Raw genomic sequence first — 18,215 nt, 5'->3', positions numbered from 1 at the left:
GCTTCAGGACCGCACCGGAACGCTCCGGTACAGCTCGGCGATGCAGGCCCGGGAGAGCGCGGCCAGGCTGGAGACCATCAGCTCCGGCGGCAGGCCCGCGCTCCGGTAGGCGAGCGGGAGTTCGGTGCAGGCCGCCACCACCGGCAGCCGCCGGCGCCGCCAGAGCCGTCCGACGGCCTCCCGGAAGGCGGCGCCGGCCTCCTCGGCTCGTCCGGCCTTCACCCGTTCGGCGGCCCCGTGGACCGCCTCCTGCGTCCCGCCGTCGGGTACCAGCAGCCGGTAGCCCCGGGCCGCGGCCCGCCGCTGGTAGAGGCCGCTGCGCACGGTCCCGGTGGTCGCCGTGAGCCAGCCGCCGTCCGGGCTCAGCCGGACGGCCTCGTCCAGGGTGGCGTCGACGATGTCGACCACCGGGACGGGCGAGGTGGCGGCGAAGCCGTCCAGGAAGACGTGCGCCGTGTTGCAGGGGACGGCCAGCAGGTCGGCGCCCCAGCCGGCCAGGGTGCGCAGGCACTCCCGCACCCGCCGCCCGGGCTCGTCGTCGCCGCCGAGGATCGCGGCGGTGCGGTCCGGGATGCCCGGCTCGGACAGCAGCAGCAACCGGGGGTGCTGCTGGTCCCGGGAGGCCGGCGCGTCGGCCGCGAGCAGCCGCAGGAACTCCGCGGTCGCCGCCGGGCCCATGCCGCCCAGTACGCCCAGGGTCCGCTCGGGAGCCCGTGCCGTCAGCGCTGTCATGCCTCGACTCTGGACGGCTGCGCTGACCCGGAACTGACATTCGCCTGACATCCACCGTTTGGGGGAACTCCCCCTCAGGAGACGGGGGTTAGCCCCATGGTCCCCGGCTTTCCCAGCGGGATAGCTTCGTGGGGTCCGCCCCGCGACGGGGCCTGTCCAGGAACGTCCTTCAGATCTGGGGAATGACATGCGCCAGCAGTCCGGCCGTCTCGCGTCCTTCGTCGTCCTCGCGGCCGCCGTGGGCGGTCTCAGCGCGTGCGGGTTGGCTCCCGACAACAACTTCGACGACGACGCCACGGTGAGCGACAAGATCACCGCCGTACGGCTCGACACCACCTCCGGCGGCGTGACCCTGCGCGGCAAGGACGGCCTCGACAAGGTCTCCGTGCACCGGTCGGTCAGCTACAAGAACGACAAGCCCGGGGTGACGAGCCGGGTCGAGAACGGCGTCCTGGTGCTGGGCGGCTGCGGCCAGTACTGCTCGGTCACCTACACCGTCGAGGTCCCCCCGGGCCTGCCGGTCAGCGGCCAGACCAACTCCGGCTCGGTCAACCTGACCCAGGTGGGCAACGTGCAGGTGTCCACCCACTCCGGGGCGGTCAGCCTGGACGGGGTGAACGGCACCACGGAGGTGAAGACCACCAACGGCGCCATCACCGGGCGCGGGCTGAACGGCAGCCGCATCCAGACCGAGACCCACAACGGGGCGATCGACCTCGTCTCGACCAAGCCGCAGGACGTCTCCGCGTCGACGTCCAACGGCGCCATCACCCTGGTCGTGCCGAGCGCCACGTACAAGGTGTCCGCGAAGACCGGCAACGGCCACAAGGACATCGGGGTCTCCGACGACCCGTCCGGCCGCTACCAGCTCGACCTGAGCACCAGCAACGGGCGCATCCAGGTCAAGCAGGCCTGACAACCCGCGCAACGGGCTGCCGTCCGGCGATCAGCCGGGCGTCAGCAGCCTGTCAGCGTTCCCGGCGAATCTGGTGGGGCTCCGATCCTTGTCGCGAGGAGGCCCCGTCGCATGACGTCGATAGAAGCGGTATCGAGCTACCTGCCACCGACGGTCTCGGTCGAACAGCTGCGGGAGCCGCTGGGGCTGACCGACCAGCAGGTGCGCCGGTTCACCAGGCTGTACGGCCTCGACCGGATCTGCCAGGCGCCCGACCAGTCCGAGGCGGAGCTGCTGGCCACCGCGGCGGGCAAGCTCGACGCCCTCGCCGGGCAGGAGGACCGGATCCGGTACGTGGTGCGCGCCAAGGGGCTGCGCACCACCGCACCGTACCCGGTCAGCCCGCTGCGGACGGTCTGCGAGTCGCTGGGGCTGCGCCGGGCGAAGGTCTTCTCGGTGGCCGACCACGGCTGCGCGACCGGACTGCTCGCGGTGGACGCGGCCGGCACCCTGCTGGCGGCGGACGGCGACCCGGACGCGCTCGCGCTGGTGCTGGCCGGGGACAAGACGCTCACCCCGTTCTCCCAGTGGGTCGAGGACGTCTCGATCATGGGCGAGGGCGTCACCGCCGTCCTGGTGGGCGCCGGCGGCGACCGCAACCGGGTGCTCGGCTACCACGCCCGCATCCACGGCCGCGAGGACGGCGTCATCGACCTCGACGCCGAGGGCGCCCGCGAGGCCAAGCGGATCTACCAGGACGCGATGGCCGAGGTCATCGACGGCGCCCTGGCCGCGGCCGGCCTGGCCGTCGGCGACCTCGACCTGGTGCTGCCGCACAACGTCAACCGGGTCTCCTGGACGGTCGCCGCCAACGCGCTCGGCATCGACCGGGACCGCATCTTCCTGGAGAACATCGGCCGGACCGGCCACTGCTTCTGCGCCGACCCCTTCATCAACTACCAGTCGGCGCTCGAACTCGGCCTGCTGCGGCCCGGGGACACCTACCTGATGACCTCCGCGGGGCTCGGCCAGTCCTTCGCCGCGATGGTCGTGAGGCACTGATGGGCGCCCGCGACGGGGGCCGGACCCCCGATGCCGCCGATGCCCCCGATGCCGCCGACCGGTTGGCCCTCGCCCTGACCGGCTCCCCGGACGCCCGGCTGCTGTTCCTGGGCAACTTCGAGGTGGAGCAGCAGTGGGCGCTCGGCGAGCACACCCTGCCCCGGCTCTCCGCCGCCACCTCCAGCGCCGTGGTCAACCGGATGGACGAGTTCGCGCTGCTGCTGGCCGGCGGCCGGGACCACGTGGTGCTCAAGACCCGGCCGGACGGCGACTACCTCGGCTACCTGGCCGGGCTCGGCCTGGACCTGCCGCACGTCCACGTCCCCGCCGCCCAGGACCCGCAGCGCACCGTCACCGAGGACGCCCTGGCCGACCCGGCCCTGCTCGCCGAACTGGCGGACCTGGCCGCCGATGGCTGCCGGATCGCCGCCCACGGCGTGTCCGAGCCGGAGGAGCGCCTCGCCGCGGCCACCGGGCTGCGCCTGGCCGGACCGGACGCGGCCACCTGCAAGGCCGTCAACAGCAAGGTCTACAGCCGCCGGATCGCCGACGAGCTCGGCCTGCGCCAGCCCCGCGGCTGGGCCTGCGAGACGCTCGCCGAACTCGCCGACGCCTTCGCGGCGGTGGACGCCGAGCTCGGCGACGGCCGGGCCGTGGTGAAGGAGGCGTTCGGCGTCTCCGGCAAGGGCATCGCCCGGCTGACCAGCCGGCGCCGCGGCGAGCGGATCCTCGGGCTGATCGCCAAGCAGGTCGAGGCCTCCGGCCGGCCGCGGATCGCCATGGTGGTCGAGGAGTGGGTCGCCAAGAGCACCGACCTCAACTACCAGTTCACGGTGGGCCTGGACGGCTCGGTGGCGTTCGACTTCGTCAAGGAGCAGCTCACCGAGGACGGCGTCCACAAGGGCCACCGGATGCCCGCCCGGCTCGGGGCCGACCAGGTCGACGAGCTGCGCACCGCCGCGGACCTGCTCGGCAAGCGGCTGGCCGCGGACGGCTTCCACGGTGTGGTGGGGGTGGACGCCATGGTGGACCCGGACGGCGGGATCTACCCGGTCGTGGAGATCAACGCCCGCAACAACATGTCCACCTACCAGGTCCGTCTGCAGGAACGGTTCGTCAAGCCGGAACAGGTCGCCGTCGCCCGCCACTACCCGCTGCGGCTGACCGAACCGCTGGCCTTCGACGAGCTGCGCCGGCTGCTCGACGGCCTGCTGCTCGACCCGGCCGGCGGCACCGGCCTGCTGGTGAACAACTTCGCCACCGTCAACGCGGCGTTCACCGGCGGCGGCGCCCCGGTCGACGGCCGGCTGTACGGGATCGTCCTCGCGGACTCGGCGGAGGAACTGACCACCATCGACGCGGAGATCGCCGACCGGCTCGACCGGCGGGAGAGAGGGGACCGGCCATGAGCGACGTCTTCGAGATCCAGGGCACACCCGTCACCGAGATCGCCCAGCGGTACGGCACCCCGCTCTTCCTCTACGACGGGGACGCCCTGACCGGGCGGATGCGCGACCTGCGCGAGCACCTGGACCCCAGGCTCCAGGTGTTCTTCTCCCTCAAGTCCAACCCCAACCTCGCCATCTGCGCCCTGCTCCACGCCCACGGCGCCCGCGCCGAGGTCTCCTCGCTCACCGAGCTGCGCACCGCCCGGCAGGCCGGGGTGGCCGGCCGGGACATCCTCTTCCTCGGGCCGGGCAAGAGCCGGGAGGAACTGCTCGCCTGCCTGGACGAGGAGATCGCGGCGATCGTCTGCGAGTCCCTCCAGGAACTCGCGCTGATCGACGAACTCGCCCGCGAGCGCGGCACGGTGGCGCCGGTCGCGCTGCGGGTCAACCCGAGCTTCTCGGTCAAGGGCTCCGGCCTCACCATGGGCGGCAAGCCCCGCCAGTTCGGCATGGACGAGGCCCAACTCCTGGCCGACCCGGGGCTGGTGGCACGCCACCCGGCGGTGCGGGTGATGGGCGTCCAGGTCTACATGGGCACCCGCATCCTGGTCGAGGACACCATCGTCGAGAACACCGAACGGATCTTCGACCTGGCCGAACGCCTCAGCGCCGCCCTGGACTTCGAGCTGGAGCTGGTGGACGTCGGCGGCGGCCTCGGCGTCGCCTACTTCGACGGCGAACGGGACCTCGACCTGCCGAAGCTAGCCGCCGGGATCAACCCGCTGGTCGCCGCGTTCGCCGAACGCCACCCCGGCACCCGGCTGGTGATGGAGCTCGGCCGCTACCTCACCGCGCTGGCCGGCACCTACGTCACCCGGATCCGGTACGTGAAGGAGTCGCTGGGCGAGCGCTTCGCGGTCGCCGACGGCGGCACCCACCACCACATGGCGGCGGTCGGCATCGGCTCCTTCGTCAAGCGCAACTTCCCGATGCTGCTGCTCAACCGGCTCGACGAGCCCGCCACCGAGGTGTGGAACGTCACCGGCCCGCTCTGCACGCCCAACGACACCCTGGCCAAGAAGGCCGAGCTGCCGCCGGTGCGGCCGGGCGACCTGCTCGGCGTGCTGCGCTCCGGCGCGTACGGGCCGACCGCCTCCCCCGTGCACTTCCTCAGCCACGGCTACCCGGCCGAGGTGCTGGTGCTCGACGGCGAGGCGCACCTGGTCCGCGAGCCCGACCGCCCGGAGGACCTGCTGCGCCACCAGCGCCCGATCGCCCCCGAACTCCTCGGCCGCTCCAGCTAGTTGCCGCACGTCCCCACCCCCAACCCCCGGAAGGAGTGCCGACCATGACCGGAGCCACCGGCACGGACCGCGCGCGGATCGTCACCGAGATCTCCGCCGCCCTCGGCGAGGTGCTCGACTACGACCTGCCCGAACTCACCGAGGAGTCCCGGCTCTTCGACGAGCTCGGCCTCGACTCCACCGGCGTCTTCGAGCTGCTGATGCGGCTGGAGGAGTCGCTGGACGTCGAGTTCGACACCGACTCGCTGGAGATGGCCCACTTCGCGAGCGTCCGCTCGCTGGCCGACTTCGTGGCCACGGAACTGGGCGGCTGAGCATGCCGGTCCGGACCGTACCGACGAAGGGCCCCTGGGAGGCGCCCGCCGTCTTCCCGCTCGGGCTCGCCGCGATCACCCACCGGAGGTTCCCACCGGGCCGGGCACGGATCGACGACGCCTTCTCGCTGCGCCACTTCGCCGACCTGACGGCCGCCTACGGCGTCGACCACCGGCCGGAGCTGGTCCGGGAGGCGGCCGGGAACACCTTCGCCGACATGGCCGGGGAGCTGCTCGCCGCGCTCGACCCGCGAGAGCCCGGAGTCGCGCAGGCGCCGCCGATCGAGCTGGCCGTGGTCGCCCACGCCACCCCGGACCTGGACTGCCGGCTCGCCGCCGTCACCAGCCTCTCCGAGCGCGTCCCTGGCGGGCCGCTCTCCTTCGCCGTCTCCGAGTGCGGCTCCAACGCCCCCTTCGCCGCGCTGCGGCTGGCCGACGCCTACGCCCGGCGGCACGACCTGCGCAGCGTCGCGGTGTTCGTGCTCGACCAGGCCACCTTCCCGTACGAGACCGGACGGGACCTCGCCGGGGACGCCGGCCTCGCGCTGCTGCTGACCGACACCGGCTCCCTCGGCCGGCTCACCCTGTGGCAGCGCACCGGCACCGGACCGGACGACGTGCCGGCCGCCGTCCGCACCGCCCTGGCCGAACTGGACGCCACCGGCTGCCCGTTGGTCCTCGGTGCCGCCCTCGACCCGGCGCGCGACCTGCCCGGCCACCCCGGCCGGATCGTGCGCACCCCGCCGGGCCGCCCGGCCTCCGGCACCCTCACCGCCCTCGCCGCCGACCCCGCCTGGTCGGCCGGCCGGGAGGAGCGGATCGCCGTCGTCGACCACGAGCCCGACACCGGCGACCTGGCCGTCTGCCTGATCGAACGGGGCGGGCGGTGACCACCGTGACGCACCGGGACACGGACCTGTGGCCCCGCTGCCAGGACGCCGCCCGGCAGCGGGGCCTCGCCCCGGCGCTGCGGCTGCTCGCCTCCGCCCTGACGCCCGGCCTGCTGCCCTGCGGGCCGGGCGGGCACACCGTCACCGACGCCCGGACCTTCGCCGAGGCCGACGGGCTCTGGGTCGCCGGCGCCACCCGGCCGCGCCGCCCCGCCGACGAGGCCGTGCTGTCGCGCACCGCGCTGCTCGGCGGCGAGGTGGTCGCCGCCACCGTCACGACCGCGCCGCCGGCCCGGCGCGGCGCGGCCGAGCGCGAGGCCGGCGCCGCCTTCGTCCTGGGCCTGGCCTGGGTGCGGCTCGGCCTGTCGGAGTCGCTGCGCTCGGCCTGCCTGGGCTACCTGGGCCGGCGCCGCAGCGGCGACTCGTACCTGTTGCAGCAGCAGCTGGTGAAGGGCACCGTCGCCGAGGCGGTGGCCGACCACCTGGAGGTCCGGGCGGTGCTGTCCGGCGCCGGGCCGGGCGACCTGCCCGCCGCGGTGCTGGCGGACGTCCACGCCCGGATCACCGCGGCCGACCGGGAGCAGGTCCGGCTGCTGGGCGCCAGCGGCTACCTGCGGGACGGCCCCGGGATGCCCTGCTACCTGTCGGAGCTGCTGGCGGAGGTCCACGTGACCGGGGAGGAACCGCGATGACCGGGCCGGACGGGCACCTGGCCGCGCTGCGCGCCAGGGCCCGCGAGTGGGGCGCCGGGCTGCGCCCGCTCGCGCTGGAGATCGACCGCGACCCGGAGGCGATCCGGCAGCACCTGGACCTCCCGGCCGTGCGCTACCTGGCGACGATGGGCATCCCGGCCGCGTACGGGAACGAGCCGGAAAAGATCGACGGGCAGCGCCACTGCGGCGACTCGGCACTGGAACGCGCCGTCGTCATGGAGGAGCTCGCCCGCGCCGACGTCGGCGCGATGGTCGCCTCGCCGGGCCCGTTCCTGGCCGGCGTCGCGGTCGGCCTGTGCGCCGACGAGCGGCAGAAGGAGTGGTTCTACGGCCGGATGCTGCGCGAACCCCTGTGGACCTGCTTCGCGCTGACCGAACCGGACCGCGGCTCGGACGCGACGGCCCTGACCACCGCGCTGACCCCCGCCCCGGGCGGGGCGCTGCTCAGCGGCGAGAAGCGCTACGTGGGCAACGCCTCGCGGGCCCGGCTCGCGGTGGTCTTCGCCCGCACCCGGCCCGGCCCGCTCGGCATCACCGCCGTCCTGGTCGACACCGACACCCCCGGGTTCCACGCCGAGCCGCTGGACATGCTGGGGCTGCGCGGCGCGCGGATCAGCGCCGTCCGGCTGGAGTCGGTGGCCGTCCCCGAGGAACACGTCCTCGGCCGCCACCTCCCGGCCAGCCGGCGCGGGGTCTGGTCCTTCGTCCAGATCTTCAACCAGCTGCGCCCGGGCGTCGCGGCGATCGCGGTCGGGATCGCCCGCGCCGCCCACGACTACGTGACCGCGCACCGCGGCCCGCTGCGCACCGCCGAGCAGGAGCGGCTGGACGCGATCGGCCGCCGGATCGACGCCGTCCACCGCCTGGTGCTGGACGCCGCCGCGACGGTCGACGCCCGGCCGGCCGACGGCCACCTCGCCTCGGCCGCCAAACTGCGCGCCGCCCGGCTCGCCGAGGACGTGACGCTGGCGGCCTGCGGCTTCTTCGGGCCCGGGGCCCGGCTGGCGCACCCGCTGCTGGACAAGCTCGCGCGCGACGCCCGGGCGATGGAGTTCCTCGAGGGCGCCGCCAACATCCACCGGCTGAACCTCTTCCAGGGACTGCTCACCGGCAAGGTCGGGCGCGCCTAGCAGCGCCTCCCGGGGCCCGTCCCGGCAGGCGCCCCCGGCGGCGCCCCGGGGCCCGTCCCGGGCCTCTGACCAGGGCCTTCGCCCCATCAGTTGCGAATCAGTGCGACGTCAGTGTGTTCGGAAACCATGGGGCCATCGCTTCGGACCGATTGGGCACCCGCTACCACGGAACGACCGGGTGGGAGTAGACGCATGCCAGTTATCACGACACCGCAGGAATTCGACGTCGAGGACCTGTACGTCGACCTCCGACGGATGATCGGCCGTCCGCTGTACCTCAAGTGCGAGGGCTTCAACTTCGCCGGCTCGGTCAAACTGCGGGCGGCGGGCGAGATGGTGGACTCCGCCTTCCGGTCCGGGGCGCTGCGGCCGGGGATGACCATCGTGGAGAGCTCCTCCGGGAACCTCGGCGTGGCGCTGAGCCTCGTCGCGGCGAGCCGGGGGCTCACCTTCGTCTGCGTCACCGACTCCCGCTGCACCACCGTCTCCCGGCGGCTGATGCAGCGCCTGGGCGCCGACGTGCGGGTGGTGACCGAGCCCGACCCGCAGCGCGGCCTGCTCGGCGCCCGGCTCGACCTGGTCGCCCGGCTGTGCGCCGAGCACCGGGACTTCCACTGGCTCAACCAGTACGCCAACCCGGGCAACTGGACCGCCCACTACCGCACCACCGGGCCGCAGATCGCCAAGGCCTTCCCGGAGCTGGACGTGCTGTTCGTCGGCGCCGGGACCACCGGCACTCTGATGGGCTGCGCCCGGTACTTCCGGGAGAACAACCCGGGGGTGACGATCGTCGCGGTCGACGCCGTCGGCTCGGTCAACTTCGGCCACGAGCCGGGCGGCCGGCTGATCCCCGGCATCGGCACCAGCGTCCGGCCCGCCATCCTCGACGAGTCCTACGTGGACGACACCGTGCTGGTCGCCGAGACCGACACCGTCCGGGCCTGCCGCGCCCTGCTGCGCGAGGGCTTCCTGCTCGGCGGCTCGACCGGCACGGTGCTCAGCGGCGCGGCCCGCTGGCTGGGCGCCAACCGGCCGGACGAGGAGCTGACCGCCGTGGCCATCGCGCCCGACCTCGGCGAACGCTACCTGGACACCGTCTACGACGACGCGTGGGTGCTGGAGTCCTTCGGCCCCGACGCCCTGGCCGCCGAGGCGGCCGCCCCCGGTACCGGCCTCGCCTCGATCGGCCCGACCTCCGTTGGGAGCCTGTGATGACATCGGTCCTGGGGACCTCGCTGCCGCTCACCGCCGGCCAGACGGAGATCTGGCTCGACGTCAACGGGGCCGGCGGGAGCAACGCGTACAACTCGGCCGGCTACCTGGACGTCCGCGGCCCGCTGGACCGGGCCCGCTTCCGCACCGCGCTGGGCCGGCTGGTCGAGGAGGCGCAGTGCCTGCGCGCCCAGTTCCTCGACGTCGACGGCGAACCCCGCCAGCGCCTCCGCGAGGTCGCCGAACTCCCGCTCGACGAGCTGGACTTCGGCGCCGAGCCCGATCCGTCCGCGGCGGCACTGGACTGGATGCGGACGGACCTGGCGAAGCCCTACGACCCCGCCGGGTTCCCGCTGTTCCGGCTCGCCGTCCTCACCCTGGGCCCGGACCGGGCGCTCTTCTACCTCTCCGTCCACCACCTGCTGTGCGACGGCTTCAGCCAGGTGGTGCTCTGGCGCCGGCTGGCCGAACTGTACGAGGCCGACGGCGGGGACGCCGGCCCGGCCCTGCCCCCGCTCGCCGACCTGCTCGCCGCCGAGGCCGCCTACCTCGGCTCCTCCCGGGCCCGGCGGGACGCCGAGTTCTGGCAGCGCCGGTTCCCCGAGCCGCCCGAGCCCGCCGACCTCTCCCAGCGGGAGCCCGCGACGGCCGCGCCGCAGGGCTTCCTGCGCCGCACCGCCGCCCTGTCCGCCGGCACCAGCGCCCGGCTGCGCGCGGCCGCCAGCCGCGCGGACGTCACCTGGCCGACCGCGGTGATGGCGGCGGTCGCGGTGTACACCCAGCGGATGACCGGGGTCGAGGACGTCCTGCTGACCCTGCCGGTGACCGCCCGGCCGACCGCCCACGAGCGGTCGATCCCCGGCATGCTGGCCAACTACCTGCCGCTGCGGGTGCCCGTCCGCCCCGCCCTGACCAGGGCCGGGCTGCTGCGCCAGACCTCCCGGGAGCTGGCCCAGGCGCTCCGCCACCAGCGCCACCGGGTCAGCGCGATCCGCCGCGCCATGGGGCTGCGCAGCGACGACCGGCGGCCCTTCGGACCGTTCGTCAACCTGCTGCCGCAGCAGGCCGAACTGGCCCTCGGCCCGTGCACGGCGCGGGTGGTCAACCTGTCGACCGGGCTGATCGACGACCTGATGGTCACCGTGGTCGAGACCGCCGGGGCCGGCATCGAGCTGCACCTCAACGGCAACCCGGACCGCTACACCGACGCGGAGATCGACGGCCACCTCGCCCGGCTGGTGGAGTTCCTGGACCGCTTCGCCGAGGCCGGGGACGAGCAGCCGGTCGGCGGCCTGGCCGTGGACACCGGGGACCGCGCCGCCTGGGTGCGGGAGTCGAGCGGGCCCGAGCGCCCGGCGGGCTTCGACTGCGCGGTGGCCCGGATCCGCGAGCTCGCCGCCCGGCGGCCCGAGGCCGTGGCGGTCGCCGAGGACGGCGGCACGACCACGTACGCCGAGCTGGTCGGCCGGGCCAGCGCCCTCTCCCGCCGGGTCGGCGGCGCCGGCCTGGTGGCCCTGCTGGTCACCCCGGGCTCCGACTTCATCGCCTCGGTGCTCGGCGTGATCGGCGCCGGCGCGGCCTACGTCCCGCTGGACCCGGGCGCGCCCGAGGCCAGGACCGTCGCCCTGCTCGCCGACAACGGGATCACCACCGTGGTCGCGGACGCCGCCCACCGGCCGCTCGCCGAGCGGGTGGCGGCCGCCGCCGGCCGTCCGGTCCGGCTGCTGGAGGTCTCCGCGCGGGAGCGGGACGCCGACGACGACCTCGCGCCGGTCCTCGGCACCCCGCTGGACCTGGCGTACGTGATCTTCACCTCCGGGTCCACCGGGGCGCCCAAGGGCGCCATGGTGCACCGCGCGGGGATGGTCAACCACCTGCTGGCGAAGGTCGACGACCTGGCGCTGGACGCGGCCGACAGCGTGGTGCAGAACGCCCCGGTCACCTTCGACGTGTCGGTGTGGCAGATGCTCGCGCCGCTGGTGGTCGGCGGCCGGGTCCGGGTGGTGCGCCGGGAGACCGCGGCCGACCCCGACCTGCTGTTCACCCTCGCCGACACCGAGGACGTCACCGTCCTGGAGGTCGTCCCCTCACTGCTGCGCGCCGCCCTGGACGCCTGGGACCTGGGCGCCGGCGCGCCCGTGCTGGCCGCGCTGCGCCACCTGGTGGCGACCGGCGAGGCACTGCCCGCCGACCTGTGCCGGCGCTGGACGAGCCGCTACCCGCTGGTCGGACTGGTCAACGCGTACGGGCCCACCGAGTGCTCGGACGACGTCACCCACGCGCACCTCGGCCACGGGCTGCCGGAACACGGCGCCGTCCCGATCGGCCGCCCGGTCCGCAACACCCGGCTCTACGTGCTCGACGACGCCCTGCTCCCGGTCCCCCAGGGCGCGCCCGGCGAGCTGTACGTCGGCGGCGCCGGCGTCGGCCGCGGCTACCTGGCCGACCCGGCCCGCTCCGCCGCCGCGTTCGTGCCCGACCCGTACGGCCCGGCGGGCAGCCGGATGTACCGCACCGGCGACCGCGTGGTGCGCGGCGCGGACGGGCAGCTGGTCTTCCTGGACCGCCGGGACAACCAGGTGAAGGTACGCGGCCACCGGATCGAACTCGGCGAGATCGAGGCGGCGCTGCGCGCGCTGCCGGACGTCTCCGACGCGGCGGTACGGGCGGTCGGCGGCACCGGCGGGAGCACCCGGCTGGTCGGCTACTGCGTCCCGCGCGCCGGGGCCGTGCTCGACCCGGCCGGGGTCCGCGAGCGCCTGGCCGCCGTCCTGCCGGAGTACATGGTGCCGCCGAACGTCCTGCTCCTGGACGCCCTGCCACTGACCCCGCACGGCAAGGTCGACCGCCGGGCGCTGCCCGACCCGGCACCGGCCGGCGCCGAGGCCCCGGCCCGGCCGGACACTCCGCGCAGCCGGGCCGAGGAGATCGTCTGCGCCGCGTTCGCCGAGGTCCTCGGCGTGCCGGAGGTCCGCCCCGGCGACAACTTCTTCGAGCTGGGCGGGGACAGCATCAGCGCCATCCTGGCGGTCGGCCACGCCCGCCGGGCCGGACTGACCGTCACCCCGCTGCAGATCCGCACCCACCACACCCCCGCCGCCATCGCGGCGCTCGCCGCACCGGGCGGCCCGGCCCGCCCGGCCGCCGCGCCGGACGACACCGGCGAGGTCGAACTCCTGCCGATCGCCCACCAGTTGCGCGAGGACCTCGGCGTCCTGGACGAGCGGACCAGGGAGTACAGCCAGTACCAGGTGCTCACCACCCCGGCCGGCCTGGACCTCGACCGGCTGACCGCGGCCACCGCCGTCCTGCTGGACCACCACGCCGCGCTGCGGTCGCGGCTGACCGTGGTGGCGCCGGGTCTGTGGTCTCTGGAGGCCCTGCCCAGGGGCGCCGTCCGGGCCGCCGACGCCGTCCGCCGGGTCGACGTCTCGGCGCTCGCCGACGACCCGGCCGCGCTGGCCGCCGCCGTCGACGAGCAGATCGCCGCGGCCCGCACCGGGCTGGCCCCCGAGGACGGCGCGGTGACCCGGCTCGTCCTGCTCGACGCCGGCCCCGGCCGCCCCGGCCGGCTGGTCTGGCTGACCCACCACCTGTGCGTGGACGGGGTCTCCTGGCGGGTCCTGGTCGCCGACCTCGCCGCCGCCTGCCGGGGCCTCGCCCCGGAACCGGTCGGCACCTCCTACCGCCGCTGGTCGCAGCTGCTCGGCGAGCAGGCCCGCACCGCCGAGCGGGTGCGCGAATTCCCGCTGTGGGCCGAGCAGTCGGCGGCCGCGGAGCCGCTCGGCTCCCGTCCGCTGGACCCCGAGCGGGACGTGTACGGCTCCGCCCACCGGCTCCGGCTGGAGCTGCCCGCGGACACCACCGCGACGCTGCTCGCCGCCGCCCGCCGGGTCTACGGCGGGGAGATCAACGACCTGCTGCTGACCGGCCTCGCGCTCGCCGTCGCCGACTGGCGCCGGCACCGCGACCGCCCGGCCGGCGCCGTCACCGTCGAACTGGAGGGCCACGGCCGCGAGCCGTTCACCGACGAGGCCGAACTCTCCCGTACGGTCGGCTGGTTCACCAGCGTCTTCCCGGTACGGCTGGACCCGGGCGACGCCGGGCGGGAGCCGCTCGACGCGGCCGTACGCCGGGTCCGGCAGCAGCTCGGCCGGCTGCCCGACCACGGGCTCGGCCACGGGCTGCTGCGCCACCTCAACCCGCAGACCGTCACCGCCCTGGCCCGGCACGGCGTACCGGAACTCGGCTTCAACTACCTCGGCCGGTTCCGGACCGACCGGGACGAGAGCGCCGGGGACTGGCTGCCGGACGCCCGGCACGCCGTCGTCGGCACCGGGGTGCACCCGAGCATGCCGCTGCGGCACGTGCTCGCGGCCACGCCCGTCACCGAGGACCGGCCGGACGGGCCGCACCTGGTCGCCGACTGGCTCTGGGCCCCGGAGGCACTGGCCGACGCCGACGCCGAGCACATCGCCCGCGCCTGGTTCCGCGCCCTCGAAGCCCTGGCCGCCCACGCCTCCCACACCGAGCAGGCCGTCCCCGGCGAGCAGGACGGGGCGGCGGACGGCGAGGCGCTGGAGCTGTCACCGCTCCAGAAGGGCCTGATCTTCCAGACGGAGTTCGACAAACAGGGCATGAACTCCTACCTGATGCAGGCCGTCCTCGACATCGAGGGGCCCTTCGACCCGGCCGCGCTGCGCACCGCGGCCGCCGCGCTGCTGGCCCGGCACGCCGGCCTGCGGGTGCACTTCCCCGAGCGGTCCGCCGAGGACGCCCGGCAGGTCGTGGCCGCCTCGGTGCCGGTGCCCTGGGAGGAGGTCGACCTGTCCGGGCTCCCCACCGAGGCGGAGCGGACGGCCGAGGCCGAACGGCTGACCGACGCGGACTGGACCCGCGGCTTCGACCTGGCCCGGCCCCCGCTGCTGCGCTTCACCGTGCTCCGGCTGGCCCCCGACCGGGTCCGGCTGCTCTGGACCCTGCACCACCTGCTGGTGGACGGCTGGTCGATGGGCGTGATCGCCCAGGAGCTGTTCACCCTGTACGCCACCGGCGGCGACCCGGCCGCCCTGCCCCCGGCGCCCTCCTACCGGGCGTACTTCGACTGGCTCGCCGCCCAGGACACCGAGGCCGCCCGCGCGGCCTGGCGGCAGGCACTGGACGGGCTGGGCGAACCGCTGCGGCTCGGCACGGCCGACCGGCCGGGCGACCCGGGGCTGCCCGAGGCCGTCGACCTCGCCCTGCCCGAGGAGCTCACCGCCCGGCTGGTCGCCTGGGCCCGCGCGGAGAACCTCACCCTCAACACCGTCCTCCAGGGCTGCTGGGCGCTGCTGCTCGGCCGGCTCACCGACGCCCCGGACGTGGTGTTCGGCGCGGTCAACTCGGTGCGGCCGCCGGAGCTTCCGGGCATCGAGTCGCTGGTCGGACTCTTCCTGAACATGCTCCCGGTGCGGGTGCGGCTCGACCCGGACCTGCCCGTCGCCGCGCTCCTCCACCGGATCGACGAGCAGCAGACCGCCCTGCTCGACCACCGGCACCTCGGCCTGGCCGAGGTGCAGCGGATCGCCGGGGCCGGCGAGCTGTTCGACACCGTGTTCAGCTACCAGAACCAGCCGCAGGCCGACGTCGGGCGGCTCAACGCGCTGGTGCCCGAGCTGCGGCTGGGCAACGCCCGCACCCGGCTGGCCGGCGAGCGCGGCCTCGCGGTCCTCGCCTACCCGGACACCCGGCTGACGCTGAGCGCCCAGTTCCGCCCCGACCGCTACGACCGCGACGAGGTCGTCCGCATCCTGGACCGCTTCGCCCACGTGGTGGAGAGCGTCCTGGCGGCCCCGGACGTCCCGCTCCGCCGGCTGCCCCTGCTCACCGACGAGGAGCGCCACCGGATCCTCGGCGACTGGGCCGGACGGGCCGCCGCCGCCCCGCGCACCGTCGTCCCCGCGCTGTTCGCCGCCCAGGTCGCCCGGGCGCCCGAGGCCGTGGCCGTGGTCTTCGAGGACCGCGAGACGACCTACCGCGAGCTGGACGAGCGCTCCAACCGGCTGGCCCGGCTGCTGATCGCCCACGGCGTCGGACCGGAGCGGATCATCGCGCTGGCCGTACCGGACCCGGTCGAGATGACCTGCGCCGTCCTGGCGGCGCTCAAGACCGGCGCCGCGTACCTGCCGATCGACCCCAAGTACCCCGCCGACCGGATCGCCTTCATGCTGGCCGACAGCCGGCCCGCCGTCCTGCTCACCACCGCCGCCCTCGCCCCGCAGCTCGCCGGGGCCGACTGCCGCACGGTGCTGCTCGACGACCCGGCCACCCTGGCGGAGCTGGCCGGCCTCCCGGCGCACGCCCCGCAGGACGCCGAGCGGACCGCCCCGCTGCTGCCCCGGCACCCGGCGTACGTCATCTACACCTCCGGATCGACCGGCCGGCCCAAGGGCGTGACGGTCGACCACTCCGGCTTCGCCGCGATGGTGGCGAGCCTGGTCGAGCGCTTCGGCGTAGGCCCGGACACCCGGGTGCTGAAGTTCGCCTCGTTCAGCTTCGACGCCTCGGTCTGGGAGCTGAGCCTGTCCCTGCTCGGCGGCGGCACCCTGGTGGTCGCCGACGAGGAGTGCCGGGTCCCCGGCCGGCCGCTGGTCGACCTGATCCACCGCCACCGGGTGAACCTCGCCGGGCTGCCGCCGGTGGTCGCCGCCGCGCTCCCGGACGGCACCCGGCTGCCCGCCGACCTGACCATGGTCGTCGCCGGGGAGGCCTGCCCGCCGCACGTGGTGGACCGCTGGTCCGGGCAGCTGCAGATGATCAACGGCTACGGGCCCACCGAGGCCGTCCTCGCCTCGACGGTGAGCGAGCGGCTGGGTGGCGGCGCACTGCCGGACGGCGAACGGCTCAGTGGTGGCGAACGGCTCGGTGGCTCGGGCCGGCCCCCGATCGGCCGGCCCACCCGGGCCCACCGGGTCTACGTGCTCGACTCCGCGCTGCGGCCCGTCCCGGCCGGGGTGGTCGGCGAACTCTACGTCGGCGGCAACCTGGCCCGCGGCTACCTGGACCGGCCCGGCCTGACCTCCGAACGCTTCGTCGCCGACCCCTTCGGCCCCGCCGGCGAGCGGATGTACCGCACCGGCGACCTGGCGAGATGGCGCCCCGACGGCCAACTCGACTACGCCGGACGGGCCGACGACCAGGTGCAGCTGCGCGGCTTCCGGATCGAACTCGGCGAGATCGAGTCCGTGCTGACCGGCCGGCCCGAGGTGGCGCAGGCCGCCGTCCTGGTCCGCACCGACGACGGCGAGGACCGGCTGGTGGCCTACGTGGTCGCCCGGCCCCCGGCCGTACCGGACCCGGCCGCGCTGCGGGAGCGGGTCGCCGAGGCCCTGCCCGAGTACATGGTCCCGGCCGCCGTCGTCGTGCTCGACGCGCTGCCGCTCACCCCGCAGGGCAAGCTGGACCGCCGGGCCCTGCCCGCCCCCGACAGCGCCCCCGCCCCGGCGGGCCGGCTGCCGCGCACCCCGGTCGAGGAGATCCTCGGCGGGATCTTCGCGGACGCGCTCGGCCGGACCGCCGTCGGCATCGACGACGACTTCTTCGACCTCGGCGGCCACTCCCTGCTGGCCACCCAGGTGATCAGCCGGGTCCGCTCCGCCCTGGGCACCGAGGTGCCGATCCGCACGCTCTTCGAGCAGCGGACGGTGGCCGGCGTCGCCCGGGAGCTCGCGGCCGGCGGCGCGGTCCGGCCGCCGCTGCAGCCCGCCGTCCAGGGCGACCGTTCCGGGCAACTCTCCTTCGCCCAGCGGCGGTTGTGGTTCCTGAATCGGCTGGAGCCCGGCTCGGCGGCCTACAACGTGACCTTCGCGGTCCGGCTCTCCGGGGCGCTGGACGTCACGGCGCTGGACGCGGCGCTGGCCGACCTGGTCGAGCGGCACGAGGTGCTGCGCACCGTCTTCCCGGAGACCGACGGCGAGCCCCGCCAGGAGGTCCTGGGCACGGAGGCCTGGACCGGGCTCACCGTCCGGGAGGTCTCCGAGGCCCCGGCGGAGGCCGCCTGCGGCTTCGACCTGTCGACCGAACTCCCGCTGCGGGCCGCCCTGTTGCGCACCGGTCCGGCGGAGCACCTGTTGCTGCTGATCGTCCACCACATCGCCTGGGACGGCTGGTCCGCCGCACCGCTCACCCGGGACCTCTCGCGGGCGTACGCGGCGCGGGCACGCGGTGCGGCCCCCGCGTGGGAACCGCTGCCGGTGCAGTACGCGGACTACACCCTCTGGCAGCAGGACCTCCTCGGCGACGACCACGACCAAACCTCCCTGGCCGCACAGCAGTTGGCGTACTGGACGGAGAACCTCGCCGACCTCCCCGAGGAACTCGCCCTGCCCTTCGACCGCCCCCGCCCCAAGATCGCCACCCACCGCGGCGGCACCGTCCCCTTCCGCGTCCACCCCGACACCCACGACCGCCTCGCCCACCTCGCCCGCGACAACGGCGCCTCGCTCTTCATGGTCCTCCAGGCCGCCCTCGCCGCCCTCCTCACCCGCCTCGGCGCCGGCCACGACATCCCCATCGGCTCCCCCATCGCCGGACGCAC

The 18,215-nt window shown here is 75.2% G+C and carries 11 protein-coding genes; 10 read left to right on the top strand and 1 reads right to left on the bottom strand.

Annotation, left to right across the window (positions count from 1 at the left end; translation table 11 throughout):
- Positions 1-3 precede the first annotated feature (3 nt).
- Complete coding sequence (locus ACFRQN_RS32485; RefSeq protein ID WP_053112228.1) at positions 4-732, bottom strand: aspartate/glutamate racemase family protein; 729 nt, start codon at positions 730-732, stop codon at positions 4-6.
- A 187-nt stretch (positions 733-919) separates the two neighbouring features.
- On the opposite strand from ACFRQN_RS32485, the gene ACFRQN_RS32480 reads away from it, so the two are divergent.
- From ACFRQN_RS32480 to ACFRQN_RS32435, 10 genes are all read left to right on the top strand, one after another.
- Positions 920-1,648, top strand: coding sequence for a DUF4097 family beta strand repeat-containing protein (locus tag ACFRQN_RS32480; RefSeq protein WP_049655082.1), 729 nt, complete (start codon positions 920-922; stop codon positions 1,646-1,648).
- A 111-nt stretch (positions 1,649-1,759) separates the two neighbouring features.
- The gene (locus tag ACFRQN_RS32475) at positions 1,760-2,689 is read left to right on the top strand and encodes a 3-oxoacyl-[acyl-carrier-protein] synthase III C-terminal domain-containing protein (protein ID WP_049655080.1); all 930 of its coding nucleotides are present in this window, start codon (positions 1,760-1,762) and stop codon (positions 2,687-2,689) included.
- Positions 2,689-4,098 carry a hypothetical protein gene (locus tag ACFRQN_RS32470; RefSeq protein ID WP_380743935.1) on the top strand — a complete coding sequence of 470 codons (1,410 nt, stop codon included), beginning with the start codon at positions 2,689-2,691 and terminating at the stop codon, positions 4,096-4,098. The genes ACFRQN_RS32475 and ACFRQN_RS32470 overlap by 1 nt, the downstream gene beginning before the upstream one ends.
- Entirely contained in the window at positions 4,095-5,381 is a 1,287-nt protein-coding gene (locus tag ACFRQN_RS32465) for a type III PLP-dependent enzyme (protein WP_074002434.1), read from the top strand. The genes ACFRQN_RS32470 and ACFRQN_RS32465 overlap by 4 nt, the downstream gene beginning before the upstream one ends.
- Positions 5,382-5,425: 44 nt before the next feature.
- Entirely contained in the window at positions 5,426-5,695 is a 270-nt protein-coding gene (locus ACFRQN_RS32460) for an acyl carrier protein (RefSeq protein ID WP_049655074.1), read from the top strand.
- Between the two features lie 2 nt (positions 5,696-5,697).
- Positions 5,698-6,585 (top strand): hypothetical protein, encoded by an 888-nt coding sequence (locus ACFRQN_RS32455; RefSeq protein ID WP_380743933.1) that lies wholly within the window; start codon positions 5,698-5,700, stop codon positions 6,583-6,585.
- Positions 6,582-7,277 carry a hypothetical protein gene (locus ACFRQN_RS32450; protein ID WP_380743931.1) on the top strand — a complete coding sequence of 232 codons (696 nt, stop codon included), beginning with the start codon at positions 6,582-6,584 and terminating at the stop codon, positions 7,275-7,277. Before ACFRQN_RS32455 ends, ACFRQN_RS32450 begins: the two co-directional genes overlap by 4 nt.
- Positions 7,274-8,428: an acyl-CoA dehydrogenase family protein gene (locus ACFRQN_RS32445; protein ID WP_074002431.1), complete on the top strand. Its 1,155-nt coding sequence runs from the start codon at positions 7,274-7,276 to the stop codon at positions 8,426-8,428. The genes ACFRQN_RS32450 and ACFRQN_RS32445 overlap by 4 nt, the downstream gene beginning before the upstream one ends.
- A 192-nt stretch (positions 8,429-8,620) precedes the next feature.
- Positions 8,621-9,640 (top strand): 2,3-diaminopropionate biosynthesis protein SbnA, encoded by a 1,020-nt coding sequence (sbnA, locus tag ACFRQN_RS32440; RefSeq protein ID WP_049658253.1) that lies wholly within the window; start codon positions 8,621-8,623, stop codon positions 9,638-9,640.
- On the top strand, positions 9,640-18,215 hold an 8,576-nt coding region (locus tag ACFRQN_RS32435), incomplete at its 3' end, for an amino acid adenylation domain-containing protein (protein ID WP_380743929.1). The genes sbnA and ACFRQN_RS32435, both read left to right, overlap by 1 nt.

It is taken from the genome of Kitasatospora sp. NPDC056800, from assembly GCF_042789775.1.
Taxonomy (GTDB): domain Bacteria; phylum Actinomycetota; class Actinomycetes; order Streptomycetales; family Streptomycetaceae; genus Kitasatospora.
The sequence above is the reverse complement of the archived record's forward strand: the minus strand, read 5'-3'. Positions and strand labels throughout refer to the sequence as shown.

Bases quoted from the DNA above. Each gene is read 5' to 3' on its own strand.
- ACFRQN_RS32465 (WP_074002434.1), top strand. From the start codon at position 4,095: ATGAGCGACGTCTTCGAGATCCAGGGCACACCCGTCACCGAGATCGCC.
- ACFRQN_RS32455 (WP_380743933.1), top strand. From the start codon at position 5,698: ATGCCGGTCCGGACCGTACCGACGAAGGGCCCCTGGGAGGCGCCCGCC.
- ACFRQN_RS32480 (WP_049655082.1), top strand. From the start codon at position 920: ATGCGCCAGCAGTCCGGCCGTCTCGCGTCCTTCGTCGTCCTCGCGGCC.
- sbnA (WP_049658253.1), top strand. From the start codon at position 8,621: ATGCCAGTTATCACGACACCGCAGGAATTCGACGTCGAGGACCTGTAC.
- ACFRQN_RS32475 (WP_049655080.1), top strand. From the start codon at position 1,760: ATGACGTCGATAGAAGCGGTATCGAGCTACCTGCCACCGACGGTCTCG.
- ACFRQN_RS32485 (WP_053112228.1), bottom strand. From the start codon at position 732: ATGACAGCGCTGACGGCACGGGCTCCCGAGCGGACCCTGGGCGTACTG.
- ACFRQN_RS32460 (WP_049655074.1), top strand. From the start codon at position 5,426: ATGACCGGAGCCACCGGCACGGACCGCGCGCGGATCGTCACCGAGATC.
- ACFRQN_RS32470 (WP_380743935.1), top strand. From the start codon at position 2,689: ATGGGCGCCCGCGACGGGGGCCGGACCCCCGATGCCGCCGATGCCCCC.
- ACFRQN_RS32445 (WP_074002431.1), top strand. From the start codon at position 7,274: ATGACCGGGCCGGACGGGCACCTGGCCGCGCTGCGCGCCAGGGCCCGC.